At 70.4% G+C, this 16755-nt stretch carries 14 protein-coding genes; 11 read left to right on the top strand and 3 right to left on the bottom strand.

Annotation, left to right across the window (positions count from 1 at the left end; all coding sequences use genetic code 11):
- Position 1 precedes the first annotated feature (1 nt).
- Complete coding sequence (locus JKJ07_RS14745; RefSeq protein ID WP_202992598.1) at positions 2-964, bottom strand: NAD(P)/FAD-dependent oxidoreductase; 963 nt, start codon at positions 962-964, stop codon at positions 2-4.
- 187 nt (positions 965-1151) lie between these two features.
- Here JKJ07_RS14745 and JKJ07_RS14750 point away from each other — a divergent pair, with 187 nt between their 5' ends.
- The 7 genes from JKJ07_RS14750 (at position 1152) to JKJ07_RS14780 (ending at position 8263) form a co-directional block, all read left to right on the top strand.
- On the top strand, positions 1152-2414 hold the full coding sequence (locus tag JKJ07_RS14750) for a Rieske 2Fe-2S domain-containing protein (RefSeq protein ID WP_202992069.1): 1263 nt from the start codon (positions 1152-1154) through the stop codon (positions 2412-2414).
- A complete protein-coding gene (locus JKJ07_RS14755) occupies positions 2414-3382 on the top strand; it encodes a DODA-type extradiol aromatic ring-opening family dioxygenase (protein WP_202992070.1) in 969 nt (322 codons plus the stop codon). Before JKJ07_RS14750 ends, JKJ07_RS14755 begins: the two co-directional genes overlap by 1 nt.
- The gene (locus tag JKJ07_RS14760) at positions 3379-4629 is read left to right on the top strand and encodes a M20 family metallopeptidase (RefSeq protein WP_202992071.1); all 1251 of its coding nucleotides are present in this window, start codon (positions 3379-3381) and stop codon (positions 4627-4629) included. The genes JKJ07_RS14755 and JKJ07_RS14760 overlap by 4 nt, the downstream gene beginning before the upstream one ends.
- Entirely contained in the window at positions 4626-5486 is an 861-nt protein-coding gene (locus JKJ07_RS14765) for an alpha/beta fold hydrolase (protein WP_202992072.1), read from the top strand. Before JKJ07_RS14760 ends, JKJ07_RS14765 begins: the two co-directional genes overlap by 4 nt.
- Before the next feature lie 108 nt (positions 5487-5594).
- Positions 5595-6446 (top strand): alpha/beta fold hydrolase, encoded by an 852-nt coding sequence (locus tag JKJ07_RS14770; protein WP_202992073.1) that lies wholly within the window; start codon positions 5595-5597, stop codon positions 6444-6446.
- Positions 6446-7369 carry a quinone oxidoreductase family protein gene (locus JKJ07_RS14775; RefSeq protein ID WP_202992074.1) on the top strand — a complete coding sequence of 308 codons (924 nt, stop codon included), beginning with the start codon at positions 6446-6448 and terminating at the stop codon, positions 7367-7369. Before JKJ07_RS14770 ends, JKJ07_RS14775 begins: the two co-directional genes overlap by 1 nt.
- Positions 7370-7453: 84 nt before the next feature.
- Positions 7454-8263 carry an IclR family transcriptional regulator gene (locus tag JKJ07_RS14780; protein ID WP_202992075.1) on the top strand — a complete coding sequence of 270 codons (810 nt, stop codon included), beginning with the start codon at positions 7454-7456 and terminating at the stop codon, positions 8261-8263.
- Here the strand turns inward: JKJ07_RS14780 and JKJ07_RS14785 are convergent.
- Positions 8244-10133 carry a GMC family oxidoreductase N-terminal domain-containing protein gene (locus JKJ07_RS14785; RefSeq protein ID WP_202992076.1) on the bottom strand — a complete coding sequence of 630 codons (1890 nt, stop codon included), beginning with the start codon at positions 10131-10133 and terminating at the stop codon, positions 8244-8246. The genes JKJ07_RS14780 and JKJ07_RS14785 overlap by 20 nt on opposite strands.
- Positions 10130-10918: an alpha/beta fold hydrolase gene (locus JKJ07_RS14790; protein WP_202992077.1), complete on the bottom strand. Its 789-nt coding sequence runs from the start codon at positions 10916-10918 to the stop codon at positions 10130-10132. Before JKJ07_RS14790 ends, JKJ07_RS14785 begins: the two co-directional genes overlap by 4 nt.
- A gap of 234 nt (positions 10919-11152) precedes the next feature.
- On the opposite strand from JKJ07_RS14790, the gene JKJ07_RS14795 reads away from it, so the two are divergent.
- The 4 genes from JKJ07_RS14795 to JKJ07_RS14810 all read left to right on the top strand — a co-directional run bounded on the left by JKJ07_RS14795 (position 11153) and on the right by JKJ07_RS14810 (position 16754).
- A complete protein-coding gene (locus tag JKJ07_RS14795) occupies positions 11153-12670 on the top strand; it encodes a sugar ABC transporter ATP-binding protein (RefSeq protein WP_202992078.1) in 1518 nt (505 codons plus the stop codon).
- Entirely contained in the window at positions 12667-13725 is a 1059-nt protein-coding gene (locus JKJ07_RS14800) for an ABC transporter permease (RefSeq protein WP_202992079.1), read from the top strand. The genes JKJ07_RS14795 and JKJ07_RS14800 overlap by 4 nt, the downstream gene beginning before the upstream one ends.
- A 42-nt stretch (positions 13726-13767) precedes the next feature.
- Positions 13768-15696 carry a GMC family oxidoreductase gene (locus tag JKJ07_RS14805; RefSeq protein ID WP_202992080.1) on the top strand — a complete coding sequence of 643 codons (1929 nt, stop codon included), beginning with the start codon at positions 13768-13770 and terminating at the stop codon, positions 15694-15696.
- Between the two features lie 71 nt (positions 15697-15767).
- Entirely contained in the window at positions 15768-16754 is a 987-nt protein-coding gene (locus JKJ07_RS14810; RefSeq protein WP_202992081.1) for a sugar ABC transporter substrate-binding protein, read from the top strand.
- The last annotated feature ends 1 nt before the right edge of the window (position 16755 follow it).

A 16755-nucleotide genomic window follows, 5' to 3' on the forward strand; every position in this document is an offset into this window, starting at 1 on the left:
GTCAGGCTCCTTGAGCGGAATCGGTGGAGTGGCCGGGGAAGAGGGCGGCGTCGGGGTCCAGCTCGACCGCGGCGTTGTTGACGGCGGTGGCGACCTCGCCGAAGCCGACCGACATGAGCCGCACCTTGCCGGGGTATTCGGTGACGTCGCCGGCTGCGAAGACGGCGGTCAGGTTGGTGCGCATGCGCTGGTCGACCACGATCGTGCGGCCGGACAGCTCCAGGCCCCAGTCGGCCAGCGGGCCCAGGTCGGAGATGAAGCCGAGCGCGGCGATCACGCTGTCCGCAGCGAGACGATCAGAAGGGCCGAGGCGGACCTCGGAGACCCAGTCGCCGCCTATGAGCTCGGAGACCTCGCAGTTGGTGCGGAACACAACCCCGGCCTGTTGGGCTTCGGTGATCGAGGCGGCGTGGGCGCGGAACCTCGCCCGCCGGTGCACGACGGTGACCGAGCGGGCCAGCGGCACCAGCGCGTTGGCCCAGTCGATGGCGCTGTCGCCGCCGCCGACCACCACGACGTCGCGGTCGGCGTGGGCGCTCAGGTCGGGTACGAAATACGACAGCCCGCGGCCCAGGAACTCCTCGCCGGCCGGCAGCGCCCGCGGCGTGAACGTGCCGATGCCCGCGGTCAGCACGACCGCCCCGGCGTCGACGATCGTGCCGTCGGAGAGGGTCAGCTGCGGCCGCCCGGCCTCGTGCCCGATCCCCACGGCCTGCCGTTCCAGCAGGTAGCGGGTGCCGAAAGCGTCGGCCTGGGCGGCCAGCCCGTCCACGAGCCGGCGGCCGGTGACGGCGGGCAGCCCGGCCACGTCGCGCACGACCTTCTCCGGGTAGAGCGCGGCGATCTGACCGCCGACCTGGGGCAGCGCGTCCACCAGGACGGTGCTCAGGCCGCGGAAGCCGGCGCAGAACGCGCCGTAGAGGCCGGTCGGGCCGGCCCCGACGATGACCAGATCCGTGTGGATCGTCGTGGTGGGTTCCATGGCCAGGACCGTAGGGAGAGCCGGCCGCCTTTTTAACAACGGCAGACCGCTGAGCGGACCGTGGACCGCTGAGCGGAACGCGTTTCGGTGGGTGGACTCGAAGGCTGTGACCCGGCCGGGAGAGGTGATTCGCTCCACCCCATCGCAACAGCACGATGGGAGTTGGACCATGGTCGCAGAAAGCACGCCGGCCCCGCGGGCCGAACGCCCCCGGCGCCCCTCGCGTCCCTCGCGGCGTGGCCGGCTGCCCGGACGGCAGGACTGGTCGAGCTGGCCGCACTACCAGGAGGCGAAGGCCGGTTTCCGCGGCTACTGGTATCCGGTGGCGTTCTCGTCGCAGATCACGAACAAGCCGACCGGTGTCACACTGCTCGGTGAGCGGATCATGGTGATGCGCGACAAGGGCACCGTGTACGCCCTCAAGGACCGTTGCCCGCATCGCGGCGTGCCGCTGAGCTACGGCAACCAGCAGTTCCCGGGCACGGTCAGCTGCGTCTACCACGGCTGGACGTTCGACCTCAAGACCGGTGACCTGGCCGCGGCCATCACGGACGGGCCCAACTCGCCGATCTGCGGCAAGGTCACCCAGCCCACGTTCGAGACCGCCGAGCGGCTCGGCATGGTGTGGCTGTTCGTGGGTGACGGCGAGGACGCCCCGCCGATCGACGAGCAGCTGCCCGAGGAGCTCGTCGAGAACGCGGCCGTGGTCGGCGCCCGCATCCAGCCCCGCGAGGGCAACTGGCGGTTCGCGGCCGAGAACGGCTACGACGAGGGCCATGCCAAATACCTGCACCGTACGGCGTTGTGGCGGCTCTTCAAGGCGATGCCGGTGCACAACGACACGCGGATCGTCAAGCGCGGCCGCTGGATCTATCGCGTGCAGGACAAACAGTACTGGGACGCCGAGTTCCCCGGTCTCGGCAAGTGGAGCGGCAAGGCCTGGTACAAGATCGACCCGTCCAAGAAGAAGCCCGGAGCGACGGCGAACCGCAACATCGGCAACACCGGCGGCGCGGCCAAGGTCAACGAGGTCATCGCGGCCCAGGAGTTCCCGGGCTTCGCCTCGATCTCGATGCCGGGCGTGCTGCGCATCGCGTACCCGGGCTTCATCCACTACGAGTTCTATGTGCCGGTCGACGCCGACAACCACCTGTACGTCGGTGTCATGGTCAACTTTGCCAAGGGCGCGGCCACGCTGCCGTTCTACGCGAAATACCTGGGCGCGATCCGCTGGCTGTTCCACGGCGAGTTCTCCGGCCAGGACAAGTGGATGGTCGAGGTCACCGACGCCCCGCCGGAGCGCCTCTACCGCCCCGACGAGTCGCTGCTGCAGTGGCGCAAGCTGGCCGAGGACGTCACCGAGGAGCGCGTCGACCGGCTCAAGGAGCAGGGCATCACGGCCGAGGACGGCAAGCCGGAGGTGACCCGCTGATGGGCGGGATCGTGCTCGGCGTCGCGGCCTCGCACTCGACGCTGATGAACACCCACTGGGACAAGGTGGCCGGCATCGACCGGGCCGAGCGGTTCCGCCACGCCCTCAGCGAGGCCCGCGACGCGATCGCCGAGGCCCGGCCGGACAACGTCGTCATCATCGGCTCCAACCACTTCCGCGGCTTCTGGCTCGACCTCATCCCGTCGTTCACGCTCGGCGTCGACGAGGTGATCGCGGCCGGCGACGGCGGCACCCCCAAAGGCCCGCAGAAGTCGGATCCCTCGTACGCCCAGGCCCTTGCGGAGCAGCTGGTCGAGCGGGGGACCGAGGTCGCGATCAGCGCCAAGATGACGATCGACCACGGCCAGAGCCACGCCGTGCAATACCTGCTGCGCGACATCGACGTGCCGGTCACCCCCCTCGTCATCAACGTCTTCGCCACCCCGCTGCCGACCGTCAAGCGCTGCGTCGAGCTGGGTGGCAACCTCGCTCGCGCCTTGGCCCAGACCGACCGCCGTACGGTCGTCATCGCGAGCGGCGGGCTGAGCCACCAGCTGCCGTGGCCCAGCCGCTGGCAGGACCCGGACGGCGACGACGAGGAGTTCCTGGTCGAGGCATGGCGCAACGGCCGCGGCGAGTGGGAGAAGTACGACAAGCGCCGCCGCGAGATCATCGTCGGCGCCCGGCCCACCCTGTTCCCCGAGTTCGACGAGGCCTTCCTCGGCCGCCTCGACAAGGGCGAGCTGGGCTACTACGCGGATTACACGACCGCGCGGATCGGCGAGGAGGCCGGCAACGGCGGCCAGGAGATCCGCACGTGGCTCACGATGGCGTCCGCGCTCGGCTTCGCGCCGGGCAAGACCCTCGCCTACAGCCCGATGCCCGAGTGGCTGACCGGCATGGGCGTCGGAGTGATCCGCCCCGACAGCGAGGCCGCCGGAGGGTCCGGCGCGGAGCGTGGCCGGTGAGCGAGCTGCTCGCCGAGGTGCTGCGCCGCATCACGCCCGAGCGGCTGCGGGCGGCGGCGGTGGCGGTCACCTCGATCCCCAGCCCGACGGGCCGCGAGGCCCCGCTGGCCGAGTGGCTCGCCGCCCAGATGTCGGAAATGTCAGGGCAAGTCCAGCGCATCGACGACGATCAAGCCAACGCCGTGGGGCGCGTGCGAAGCACAAGGACCGGCCGCGACCTCATGCTTTACGCCCCGATCGACACGCTGACGACGGGCGACGTCGCCGAGGACGTGCCGTGGATCGGGCCCGAGCTGCGACCGGACATGCGGCCGGAGGCGACGGTCGACGGTGATTACGTACAGGGCCTCGGCGCCGGCAACCCCAAGGGTCACGCGGCGTGCGTCCTGGTCGTCGGTCAGGCGTACGCGGAAGCGGTTTCGTCTTCGCACGCCGAGCCCAAGGGTGATCTGGTGCTGGCCTTCGGTGCCGGGGGCATGCCGACCAACGCGATCGGCGGCGACAGGGCGAACACCGGTCACGGAGTCGGGGCGTCGTTCCTGCTCGAGCGCGGCTGGTACACGGATCACGCGATCATCGCCAAACCCGGTGACTTCGTGGCCCACGACGAGGTCGGGCTCTGCTGGTTCGAGCTGACGGTCAAAGGCATTCACACGTACGCCGGAAGCCGCCACCGTCTCCCGTACGGGAACCCGATCGTCACCGCCGCCGAGGTGATCACGCGCCTGGAACGCTGGCTGGAGGACTTCCCGGCCCGGCATCGCACCGCGACCGCCGCGCCGCAGGGCATCATCGGCTCGATCGCCGGCGGCTGGGAGCGGATGCTGGCGGTGACCCCGGCCGCGGTGCGGATCCGCCTCGACATCCGGCTCGCCCCGGGGATGACCCCGCTGGGCGTGCGCCGGGAGCTCGAAGCGCTGCTGGGCACGGACGCGGACTGCGAGCTGGTCGCCCACATCCCGCCCACCACAACGGATCCGGGCAACTGGGTGATCACCGAGACGATCCGCGCATGGGAGGCGGCGTCCGGCCGTGAGCACACGCCGATTCCCGACAACAGCGGCGCCACCGACGCGAACATCCTGCGCGCCCGCGGCATCCCCACCGCGCGGGTCGGCATGCCGAAGGCACCCCTGCCCGGCATCGACTTCGCGCTCGGCATGAACACCGTCCAGGTGACCGAGATGCGGCGGCTCAGCGAGGTGCTGGCCCGCGTCGCGGTCGCGAACTCCGAGGAGGAACGATGAGCAAGGCCCCCGACGGCAAGTACGCCGACGGCTATCACTACCTCGACATGGGCGCCGGCCTGGACACCGTGTTCCTGCACGGCGGCGGCCCCGGCTGCACCGGCTGGAGCGACTTCGGTCCCGTGGCCGAGCTGTTCGCCGCCGACCGCCGGGTGGTGATCCCCGACATCCTGCAGTACGGCAAGTCGGAGAAGGTGCGCATCACCGGGCCGATGTGGGACTTCCACGCGGCCAGCCAGGTCAAGCTGCTCGACACGCTGGGCATCGAGCGGGCCGACTTCGTCTGCAACTCCTGGGGCGGCACGATCGCGCTCAACCTGGCCGCGAAATACCCCGACCGCGTACGGTCCCTGGTCGTCACGGGCAGCATGCCGGTCTTCTACGGCCCCCTCGCCCCGCTGCCCGAGAACGGTCACCGCGGCCGTACGGCGCGGGATGTCTACTACGGCGGCGAGGGCCCGACCCGCGAGAAGATGCGGCAGCTGATCACCCGCCTCGAGTGGTGGGACGGCGACCGGCTGCCCGACGAGACGCTCGACATGCGCTACGAGCAGAGCCTCGACCCCGAGGAGCGCGCGCTCGCCGCCATGTCGGACTCGCCGCGTGGCGACTGGCAGGACCTCACCGCCGAGCTGGGCCAGGTGCAGGCGCCGACGCTGTTCATGTGGGGCCGCGAGGACGCGTTCCTGACCCCCGACTACCCGATGATGCTGGCCCGCATGGTGCCGAACGGCAATCTGCACGTGATGGACCACGTGTCCCACCACCTGCAGGAGGAGCAGCCCGAGCGCTATCACGCCGTCGTCGCCGCCTTCCTGGCCGACTGTGCCCGCCGAGACCTGGAGACCACCCGATGAAGATCCTTCTGACGCTCGCCGGCGCCGCCCTGCTGGTGGTCGCCGGGCGCGAGCTCGCCAAGCGCAGCAACACCCAAGTCCACCGCATCAACCAGCCGTAGGAGAGCCATGTCCATCTGGACCGACCTGACGCCGTTGCCGTTCTCGCTCTCGTACGTGGACGCGGGTGGGGTCGAGACGCGGACGCTGCGGGCCGGCGAGGGCGCCCCGGTGGTGTTCCTGCACGGCACGAGCGGGCACCTCGAGGCGTTCACGCGCAACATCGCGCCGCACGCCGCGCACTACGAGGTGCACGCGATCGACATGCTGGGCCACGGCTACACCGGCAAGCCCGACCACCCGTACGAGATTCCGCTCTACGTCAAGCACCTGCTCGACTATCTCGACGCCGTCGGGATCGAGAAGGCGCACATCGTCGGCGAGTCGCTCGGCGGCTGGGTCGGCGCCCGTACGGCCGTCGACCACCCCGACCGGATCGCCAGCCTGCAGCTGCTCTGCGCGGGCGGCACGGTGGCCAACCCCGAGGTGATGCAGCGCATCGACTCCAGCACCCGGCAGGCCGTGGCGACCGACGACGTCGAGCTGACCCGCAAGCGGCTGCGGCTGCTGATGGCCGACCCGGTCAACGCGACCGAGGAACTGGTCGACGTGCGGCACCGTATCTATCACGAGCCCGATTTCGTGGCCAACATCGACAACCTGCTCTCGCTGCAGAAGATGGAGATCCGGCAGCGCAACCTGCTGACCAAGGAGCAGATGGGCCGGATCACCCAGCCCACGCTGATCGTCTGGGGCCGCAAGAACCCGTTCGGCGACGTGCCCGAGGCGCAGGCCATGCACGAGGCCATCCCGGGCTCGCAGCTCGAGCTGTTCGAGGAGACGGGGCACTGGCCGCAGCACGAGCAGGCCGCGCTCTACAACCCGCTCAGCCTGGAATTCCTCGCGAAGGCGGCCGCCTGATGCGCGCGCTGCGCTTCCACGACTGGGGCAAGGACCCGGTCATCGAGCAGATCGAGGAGCCCGTACGGGGTGAGGGCGAGGTGCTCGTGCAGGTGCAGGCGGCCGCGCTCGCGCACCTCGACCTGACCGTGGCGTCGGGCAATTTCGGGCTCAAGCCGCAGCTGCCCTACACCGGCGGCGTCGAGGGCAGTGGCGTGGTGCTCGAGGCCGACGACCTCGAACCCGGCACCCAGGTGATGCTGCGTGGCGCCGGCCTCGGCCTGCTGCGCGGCGGCACGTGGCAGGAGCGGGTGAGCGTGCCCCGCAAGGCGGTCACCGTGCTCGACCCGGGCCTGCCGGCCGAGGTGGCGGCGACGTTCTTCGTGCCCACTACCACCGCCGCGGTCGTGCTGCACGACGTGGCCAAGGTGCAGGCGGGGGAGAAGGTGGCCGTGGTCGGCGCGGCCGGTGCCGTGGGCGCGAGCGTGGCCCAGCAGGCGTTGCTGGCCGGGGCCGAGGTGACCGGTCTGGTCGGCCGCCAGGACCAGCTCGACCTGGTGCCGGCGGGGGTCACCGGCGCGGTGCTGGACGACTTCCGGGGCGAGGAGTTCGACCTGCTGGTCGACACGCTCGGCGGCGAGGGCCTGATCGGCCGTACGGGCTGGGTGCGCAAGGGCGGCCGGGCGGTGGTCGTCGGTTACGTGGCCGGCACGCAGATCACCATCGACCTGCCGAGCTGGCTGCTGGCCGACGTGGCGCTGCTGCCGGTCAACATGATCCGCCACGAGCGCCGGGCCCGCGAGCTCGCGCCGTCGCTGATCGAGCGGCTCGCGTCGGGCGAGCTGGGCGTCGCGGTCGAGTCCGTCCCGCTCGAGGACGCCGTGGACGCGATCGCGCGGATGCGCTCGGGACACGTACGGGGTCGCGCGGTTCTGTCTTTCTGAAACCTGAGGTCCGGTCAGCGGGACGTGTTCCGCTGGCCGGACCGTTTCGTTGATAAGTGTGACGGCGGAGACGAGATTCAGGTGATGGAGGCCACCGCCGCAGACAGCTGCCTGTTCCAGTCCGACCCCCGTGAACCCCACCCCGCGCCCGACAGCAACAGCGTGCTGGGCAAGGTGCGCCGCATCCTCGAGGTGTTCGGCCTCGACGACGAGACTTTGAGTCTGAGCGAGTTGGCCAGGCGCACCGGCCTCGCCAAGGCGTCGGTGCACCGGCTGAGCCAGGAGCTCGTGCAGTGGGGGCTGCTGGAGCGCCGCAACGGCGAATACCGGCTCGGCATGCGGCTGTTCGAGATCGGTCAGCGCGTGCCGCGGCAGCGGATCCTGCGCGACCTGGCCCGCCCGATGATGATCGACCTGGTGCAGGCGACGCACGAGACCGCGCACCTGGCCGTGGCCAGCGGGCTCGAGGTGCTCTATCTCGAGAAGGTCTCCGGCGAGCACGCCCAGATCAGCCGGCCGTCGCGGGTCGCCGGGCGGATGCCGTTGCACTGCACGGCGACCGGCAAGGCGCTGCTCGCGTTCGGCCCGCGCACCCTGCTCGACGAGGTGATGACCGCGCCGCTGGCCCGGGTCACCCCGCGCACGACGGTGGCCCCGGGCCTGCTCGCCCAGGAGCTGCAGAAGGCCCGCGAGCAGGGCTTCGTGGCCGAGTTCGAGCAGACCCGGATCGGCTACATGAGCGTGGCCATCCCGCTCACCGGGGCGACCGGCGCCGTCGTGGCGGCCCTGTCGGTGACCGCCCCGACGACGCGGGCCAAGGTGGACCGCTACATCGGCCTGCTCAACCTCGTCGGCCGCAGGATGACCAAGCTGCTCAGCGCGCAGGAGCTTTGAGACTCGCCACGATGTGCCCGGCGGTCTTCGCCGCGTACGCCTCGATCGAGACCATCGGGTTGACGCCCGGCGCGGTGGGCAGCGCCGACGCATCGGCAACGTAGACGCCCTTCACGTCGAAGAGCTGCCCCTCGCCGTCGACGACCGTGCCCGTCGCGCACGTGCCTGACTGGTGCGCCGACAACGTCAGCACGTCCGGCCCCTCCAGCTTGGCCAGGGTGTCGAGGAACGCCTCGAAGTCCTCCCCGTCGCGCCAGCGCGGATCACCGGGCAGGAATGTGAAGATCTCGCGCGCGCCGGCCCCGCGCAGAATCTTGGCCAGCTCGACGTGACAGCGCCGCACGACCTCCAGGTCGACGTCGTCGGTCAGGTCCCAGTGGATCAGCGGCATGCCGTCCGGGCCCAGCTCGACGTGGCCCGAGCCGTGGTCGCGGGCGAAGCCCCAGACGCCCGACACGTGCCGCAGCCGCAACTGTTCGCGCTTGTGCGACTCGCCGTCCTGCCAGGGCGTGAGCGCCGTCCAGAAGCCCAGGCCCATCGGCGCCGCCTCCACGACGAAACCGTGCTCGCCGGCCACGTGCTCGTAGTCGTGGCTGACGCTGGTCAGGATCTGCCCCTCCCAGCCGCGCACGTCCTCGTCGAACACTCCACTCATGAAGTACGACGGGTGCACGTGCAAGTTCTTGCCGACTTCGGGGCCGCCGATGCCCGACGCGAGCAGCAGCGCGGGACTGGCCAGGGCGCCCGCGGCCACGACGACGATCGGCGCCCGCAGCTCGACCTCCCGATCACCGACCTGCGCCCGTACGCCGGAAGCTCGCCCTTGATCGTGCAGGATCTCGCGCACATCGCAGTTGGGCAGCAGGCGCGCGCCCTGGTCCGACGCGTCCTGCAGGAACGTCTTCATGGTCGACTGCTTGCACCCGACCAGGCAGCCGGCATTGCACTCGCCGCAGTAGCGCGACTCGTCGTCCTTCGCGTTGCGGGCCAGCGTGGCCCAGGCCAGCCCGGCCGCCTCGAAGCCGCGGATCAGGATCTCGTTGACGTGGTTGTGCACGGTGTTCGACGGTTTCGCGTTGATCCGGTCCATCACCGCGCGCACGTGCTCGTCGAAGTCGTCGAGCCCCTGCATGCCGCGCTGCCGCCACTCCTCGACCACGTAGCCGGGGGTGGGCAGGCAGGCCATCGAGTTGACAGTGGTGCCGCCGCCGACGGTCGAGCCCGCGAGCAGCCCGACGGAGGCGCTGGTCGACCACAGGAAGCCGCCGCCGAGATAGAGGTTGGGGAACGACAGCGCCTCGAGCTGCGGCAGGTCGGGCTCGTTGCGATAGGAACCCTTCTCCAGTACGAGGACCCGCAGCCCCGCCTCGGCCAGGCGGGCCGCGGCGACACCGCCACCGGCGCCCGAGCCGACCACGATGGCGTCGGCGGTCAGGTCGTCGTCAGCGGTGATCGTGCGCAGCGTCTTGGGGAATTCGGCCTCGCTCGGCGTGGGCAGCAGCGGGCCCGCGTAGCCGATGGCGGGCCAGGTCGGGTTCTTGGCCTCGGCGTCGGGGCCGGTGTAGAACATCGCCAGTACCGTGCTCTGCAGGATGATCGCGCCGGGGTACGTGTCCGGGTTTGCCAGGGCTTGTTTCCAGCGCCGGGCCAGCTCGTCGCCCTCGGCGTCGCCCAGGCTGTCCAGGGTGACCGCGATCTTCTCCTGGACGTGCGGCGCGAGCATCGGGATGACAGCGGCGGCGATCGCGTCGATGCCGAGATCCGAGGCGCTCAGGCCGAGCAGGGTGGCCGCCTCGAGACTGTCGTCGGTCGCGGCCGGCACGCGGGGGATCAGGGTGTCGCAGACGGCTTTCAGCGTGGTGGGATTCATGCGAGGAACTCCAGAGTCACAGCGGCCACCTCGGCGGCCTTTTGCTCCATGAGCGGGATGGTGCCGCCCTCGATGACGGCGGTCTCGACCCGTACGGCGTTGGTCAGGTGTTTTTGCAGGCGCTCGACGTCGGGCAGCGCGAACGGGTCGTCCGCGCCGCCGATCAGCAGCACGGGCGCGGTGACCAGGCCGATCCGGTCCTCCATGACGTAGCGGGCGCAGGCCAGATGCCCCTCGGCCGGGTCGACGCCGGGGGCCAGCGCGTCGCGGATGAAGCGGTCGAGCAGGTCGGGCCGCCCGGCCGGGTAGTACGGCTGCCGCAGCGCCCACAGCTTGGTCAGGTGGCTGCCGTCCTCCGCCGTCTCGGCCTCGTCGACGCCGGGCCCGTTCGCGTGGCCCTCCCGATAGGCGGCGTCGGTCCAGGGCGCGGACGACAGCACGAGCGCTTTTGTTCGGTGCGGCGCGGCCGCGGCCATCTCGATGGCGACCGCGCCACCGGTGTGGTGCCCGAGCACCGCCGCCTGCTCGATGCCGAGCGCGTCGAGCAGCGCGAACGCGCCGTCGGCGATGGCCTCGATCGTCTGCGGGGCCGGCAGGGGAGCGCTCAGCCCGAACCCGCGCATGTCCATGGCGATCACCCGGTGCCCATCGGCGAGCAGCGGCTGAACTTCACGGAACTCGTCGTACGAGCGCGGGGTCTGGTGCAGCAGCAGCACGGCGGGGCCCTCGCCCAGCTCGGCGTAGTGCATCTGGCCGTACGGCGTGGCCGCGTACCCACGGGTCATCGGCTGTTCTCCCGTCGAAGTGTGGTCTGGGTCTCCACAACACGCCTCCGCGGTTACGCGCGCCTTCCTGGTGGTCCGTTCACCGGACTACCGGCCCAAATCTCCGAACGTCGCGATCCGGCCACAGTCCGTTCAGCGGAACAGGTCGCTTAGGCCGGTAACCCGCCGGTGCCAAGGTGAGCGCCAATCCGGTTGCCGGTGGGTGAACTCACAATCCCCCAGGGAGGTACGCAGGTGAACGCAAGTGCGGCGCCTCTGGTCGAGGTACGCGGAGTCTCGAAGCGATATCCGGGCGTGCTCGCCCTCGACAACGCCAGCCTGGCCGTCAGCCCCGGCGAGATCGTGGCCCTGACCGGCGAGAACGGCTCCGGCAAGTCGACCCTGTCGAAGATCATCGGCGGGGCCGAGCAGCCGGACGGCGGCGTCGTGCTGGTCGACGGGGCCGAGACGGTGATCGCCAACCCGGCCACCGCCCTCAAGCTCGGCATCGTGATGATCAGCCAGGAGCTCACCCTGGCCCCGCAGCTGACCGTGGCCGAGAACGTCTTCATGGGCCGGCTGCCCCGCCGCGGCCGGGTCATCGACTGGGCCACCGTCCGGCGCCGGGCCCGCGAGGAGCTGGCCGCGCTGGACGTGCACGTCGACGTCAACGCCAGGGTCGGCGACCTGTCGGTGGAGCTGCAGCAGGAGGTCGAGATCGCCCGCGCGGTCTCCAGCAAGGCCCGGCTGCTGATCCTCGACGAGGCCACCAGCTCGCTCTCCGAGCACGCCACCGAGCGGCTGCTCGAGCTCGTCCGGGAGCAGGCCAAGCGCGGCGTCGCGGTGCTGATGATCTCGCACCGGATGCCCGAGCTGTATTCGACGGCGGGCCGGGCGGCGGTGCTGCGCGACGGCAAGATGGTCGGCACCGTCCCGCTCCCCTCGACCCCGGAATCCCAGCTCGTGCGCATGATGGTCGGCCGCGAGCTCAACGACTACTACGGCTCCCGCGACTGCGTCCCCGGCGACGTGGTGCTGCAGGTGCGCGACCTGGCCTCGGCCGACGGCGCGCTCGCCCCCACCTCGTTCGAGGTGCGCAGCGGCGAGATCGTCGGCATCGCCGGGCTCGTCGGCTCGGGCAAGGCCCAGCTCGGCATGGCCCTCGGCGGCGCCATCGCGGCCACCGGCGACGTGCGGGTCAACGGCTCGCCGGTCACGCTGGGCGACCCGCGGCGCGCGCTCGGCGCCGGCATCGGCCTGGTGCCCGACGACCGCAAGCGCGCGGCCCTGCTGCCGACCCGCAGTGTGGCCCACAACATGACCCTGACCTGGCTGCCGAAGCTCTCCAAGTTCGGCGTCGTGCCCACCCGTACGGAAAAGCGCCGGGTCAAGGAGGCGATCGCCGAGTACGGCGTGAAGACCTCGTCCCCGGCCAAGCTGATCACGCAGCTCTCCGGCGGCAACCAGCAGAAGGCGATCCTCGGACGCATCTTCGCGCTGGACTGCCCGGTCTACGTGCTCAGCGAGCCCACCCGCGGCGTCGACGTCGGCTCCAAGAGCCAGATCTACGCCCTGTTGCAGAAGCTGACCGAGAGCGGCGCCGCCGTCGTGATCATCAGTTCCGAGCTGCCCGAGCTGATCGGCCTGGCCGACCGGGTCCTGGTCTGTTTCCAGGGCGCGGTCCACGGCGAGGTCAGCGGCGAGCAGTTGCAGGAAGAGGTGCTGAACGCGATCGCGGTCAGCGGGCACGTCCACTCCGAGGAGCCTTCATGAGCCAGGACACTTCACTTCGTCCTTCTGAAAAGATCGCGGCTCCGTCCGATTCCGGTCGGGTCGGCGTGCTCACCAACGTGTGGCGGGCGTCGGGCAAGACCACCGGTGTGCTGGCCGGCCTGATCCTGCTGGTGATCTACCTGTCGATCACGCAGCCGATCTTCATGACCTGGGGCAACATCACCAACATCGTGGCCAGCAACAGCGTCGTGCTGGTGCTCGCGGTCGGGGCCACGTTCGTGATCATCTCGGGCGGGCTGGACCTGTCGACGGCCTCGGCCGCGGCGGTGACCGGCATGTCGTACGGGATGCTCCTGCAACATGGCATGAGCGCCTGGGTCGCCGTGGCGGGCGCGCTGGCCGTGGGTCTGCTGCTCGGCATCGTGAACGGCGTCCTGATCTCTTACGTGAAGATCTCGTTCCTCGTCGTCACCCTGGGCACGTTGTCGATCTTTGAATCCGCGGCGCTGGTGATGTCGCAGGGCAAGACGATCAACGTGTTCTCGCTCGAGGGCTTCCAGCCGATCTACAACCTGGTCAACGGCAAGGTCGCCGGCATACCGTACCTGCTGATCTTCGACGTCCTCCTGGTCGTGGCGGCCGCCCTGGTGCTGCGCTACACGACGTTCGGCCGCGGGGTCTACGCGCTCGGCTCCAACCGCGAGGCGGCCCGGCTCAACGGCATCAACGTCGCCCGGACGACCCTGAGCGTCTTCCTGATCGCCGGCCTGGCCGCCGCGGTGGCCAGCCTCATCCAGGTCGGCCGGCTCACCGGCGCCAGCCCCGGCATCGACTCGACCCTGCTGCTCACGGTGGTCGCCGCGGTCCTGATCGGCGGCACCGCCTACACCGGCGGCGACGGCGGCGTGGGCGGAACAGTCCTCGGCGTCCTGTTCCTCGGCGTGATCCAAAACGGTCTGACCCTCAGCGACGTCTCGACGTTCTGGCGCGGCACAGTCAACGGCGTCGTCCTGATCGTCGCGGTCGCCCTGGGAGTGGCCCGCGACCGAGGCTGGTTGCGGTTCAATCGGGGCAAGACCCCGGCATCGTCTTAGTTCGGACTTATCACCACAGCAACTGACGCGACGGAGGACTCCATGCCGGAAGTACAGGACCAGGCGATCATCCAGGCGGTCTGCGACACGTTCGCGCCGTCCCTGGACGCCCCGTCGGGCGCGGATGACGTCACGATCGCGTTCTACCGTGACGGCGCCAAGGCCCGTGGCATCGACGTAGCCGTGGCGAGCGCGGTCGGGTCGCTCGACGCGCTGACCCGCGGCGTCGTGGCCGAACTCTTGGAACGGCTCGGCCCATCGTTTGCCTCAGCCGACCTCGAGACCCGTACGGCGACGCTGCTCGCGGTGGCCGACGAGTCGATGCGGCTGCGTCTCGGCGTACGGCAGCTCAAGGCGATGACCCTCGCGACGCTGGTCGGGGCCGTCGACGCGACCGGAACCAACCCGACGTGGCCCGCGCTCGGCTACCCCGGGCCGGCCACGCCGCCGCCCAACAAGCCCAAGGACTTCCCGCTCGTCGAACTGCCCGCGGGCCCGGCCACGCTGGCGGCCGACGTCGTCGTGATCGGGTCGGGCGCCGGGGGAGCGATCGTGGCGGCCCGCGCGGCCCAGGCCGGGTTGTCGGTGCTCGTACTGGAGGCCGCGCAATATCGGAACGAGGCCGACTTCCGGCAGATCGACTCGCTCGGGGCGGCCACGATGTTTCTGCGCGGTGGCTCGCTGTGGTCGTCGTCGGGGCAGATGGGCGTGCTGGCCGGGGCGACCCTGGGTGGTGGCACGGTGATCAACTCGATGGTCTGCCTGCGCACTCCTCAGCACATTCGCGAGCTCTGGGCCTCGTACGGGCTCGAGGGTCTGGACGGGCCCGACTTCGACAAGTTCACCGACATGGTGTGGGACCGGATCGGGGTCAACACCGACGCCACCCAGTACAACGCCAACACCCGGGCCATGATCACCGGGCTGGCCTCGCTGGGGCTGCGGCACGAGCGGCTGCCCCGCAACGCCGCGCTCGACGACGACGCGACGATGTGCGGCTACTGCAACGCCGGCTGTCAGCAGGGCAAGAAGCGCTCGACCCTGCACACATACCTGCAGGACGCCGTGGATGCGGGCGCCCGCGTTGTGGTCGGCGCGCATGTCGACAAGATCGTCACTGCGGACGGGCGCGTCACGGGTGTTCTCGCGACCGTCAACGGCTCCACTTCGCTGACCGTCTCGGCTGAGCACGTCGTGGTCGCCGCGGGCGGCATCGAGTCACCCGCCGTGCTGCTGCGCTCGGGCATCGGCGGCCCCGCGGTCGGCAAGAACCTCACCCTGCACCCGGCGTGGATCGTCACCGGCGTCTACGAGGAGCCGGTCGAGGCGTGGCACGGCCAGATCCAGTCGGCCGTCAGCTTCGACCTGACCCAGGTCGTCGACGGCGGCGGCTTCCTGGTCGAGAGCCTCGCCCTCAACCCGGGCACGTGGGCCGGGCAATCCCCGTTCACCGACGGCCGCACCACCCGCGACCAGCTGCGCAAGCTGCCCTACTTCGCGACCTGGCACGGGGTGTCGCACGACCACGGCAGCGGCGAGGTCTATCTCGACGCCGACGGCCGCGCCGCCGTGCACTGGAACCTCGACGACGACGTCGACCACCGGATCGCCGTACGGGCGCACACCGAACTGGCCCGGATGCATCGCGAGGCCGGCGCCACCGAGATCTTCACCTTCCACTGGAGCGACCAGCGCTGGCGGCGCGGCGAGGACTTCGACGCGTACCTGGAACAACTGGCCGGCTCCCCGATCGACGATCACACCGCTTTCTCCGCCCACCAGATGGGCTCCTGCCGGCTCGGCGCCGACCCGGCCACCTCGGTGGCCGACGGCTGGGGACAGCTTCACGACGTCAAGGGCGTCTGGATCGGGGACGCGTCCGCGTTGCCGACCGCGCCCGGCGTCAACCCCATGATCACAGTCATGGCCTTGGCCGAACGGACTGCCTCGGCTCTCGTCAAGACCTTCTAAAGCACGCGCCTTCACCCCTCGGAGGAACCGTCATGCCCATTTCCCGGTGGAAAATTACCTCTTGTAGCATTTTGGGCGTTGCCGCCCTGCTCGGCACCACGGCCTGCGGCGGGGGCGACGACGCCGCGGCCGGCGGCAGCACCGGCGGCCTCAAGGTCGCCTACTCCAGCCCGGTCGCCTCGCAGCCCGGCCAGCAGATCGTCACCAGCGGCCTGAACGCCGGCGCCAAGGAGCTGGGCTGGGAGGTCAACGTCATCGACGCCAACCTCTCGGCCGACCAGCAGGTCTCCAACGTGCAGACGATGATCCAGCAGCAGGCCGCCGCGATCGGGCTCTGGGCGCTCGACTCCGGCGCCATGGAGGGCACGTACGCCCAGGCCAAGACGGCCAACATCCCGGTCATCGGCGTCAACTCGGAGGGCGCGAACGTCTCCTCGACCGTGTGGTGGGGCGTCAACCGCTGCGACGACGACCAGTCGCCGTACCGGCAGGCGGCCAAGCAGATCGCCGACGCCCGCCCGGGCGGCAAGGTGATCGTGATGGGTGGCCCGCCGGTGCCGTCGATCCAGGCCAACGTGAAGTGCTTCAGCGACGCGGCCAAGGCGGCCGGGCTGACCATCCTGGCCCAGATCGACAACACCAAGGACACCTCGGCCAACGCGGCGTCGCTGACCGGCGACACGTTCACCAAGTACCCGGACGTGGACGCGGTCTGGTCGTACAACGACTCCTCGGCCATCGGCGCGTCGACCTCGGCCACCCGGGCCGGGCGCAAGATCTCCGACGGCACCAGCGAGGGCATCATCATCCAGGGCTCGAACGGCGACCCGGACGCGATCGAGGCGGTCAAGCAGGGCCGGCTCAGCGGCACGTGGGACCCGGACTCGTACGCCACCGGCATGGCCGTCATCAAGGCCATGGACGACGCCAAGAAGGGCGTGACCGGCAAGAACTACGTGGTGACGGCGAAGTACTGGAGCCAGGCCAACATCGCCGAGTACAAGGACACCGCGACGCTCGGCTACACGCTGGCCACCATCCCGGTCACCGAGAAGTAAG

It is taken from the genome of Paractinoplanes lichenicola (assembly GCF_016785085.1).
GTDB lineage: Bacteria > Actinomycetota > Actinomycetes > Mycobacteriales > Micromonosporaceae > Actinoplanes > Actinoplanes lichenicola.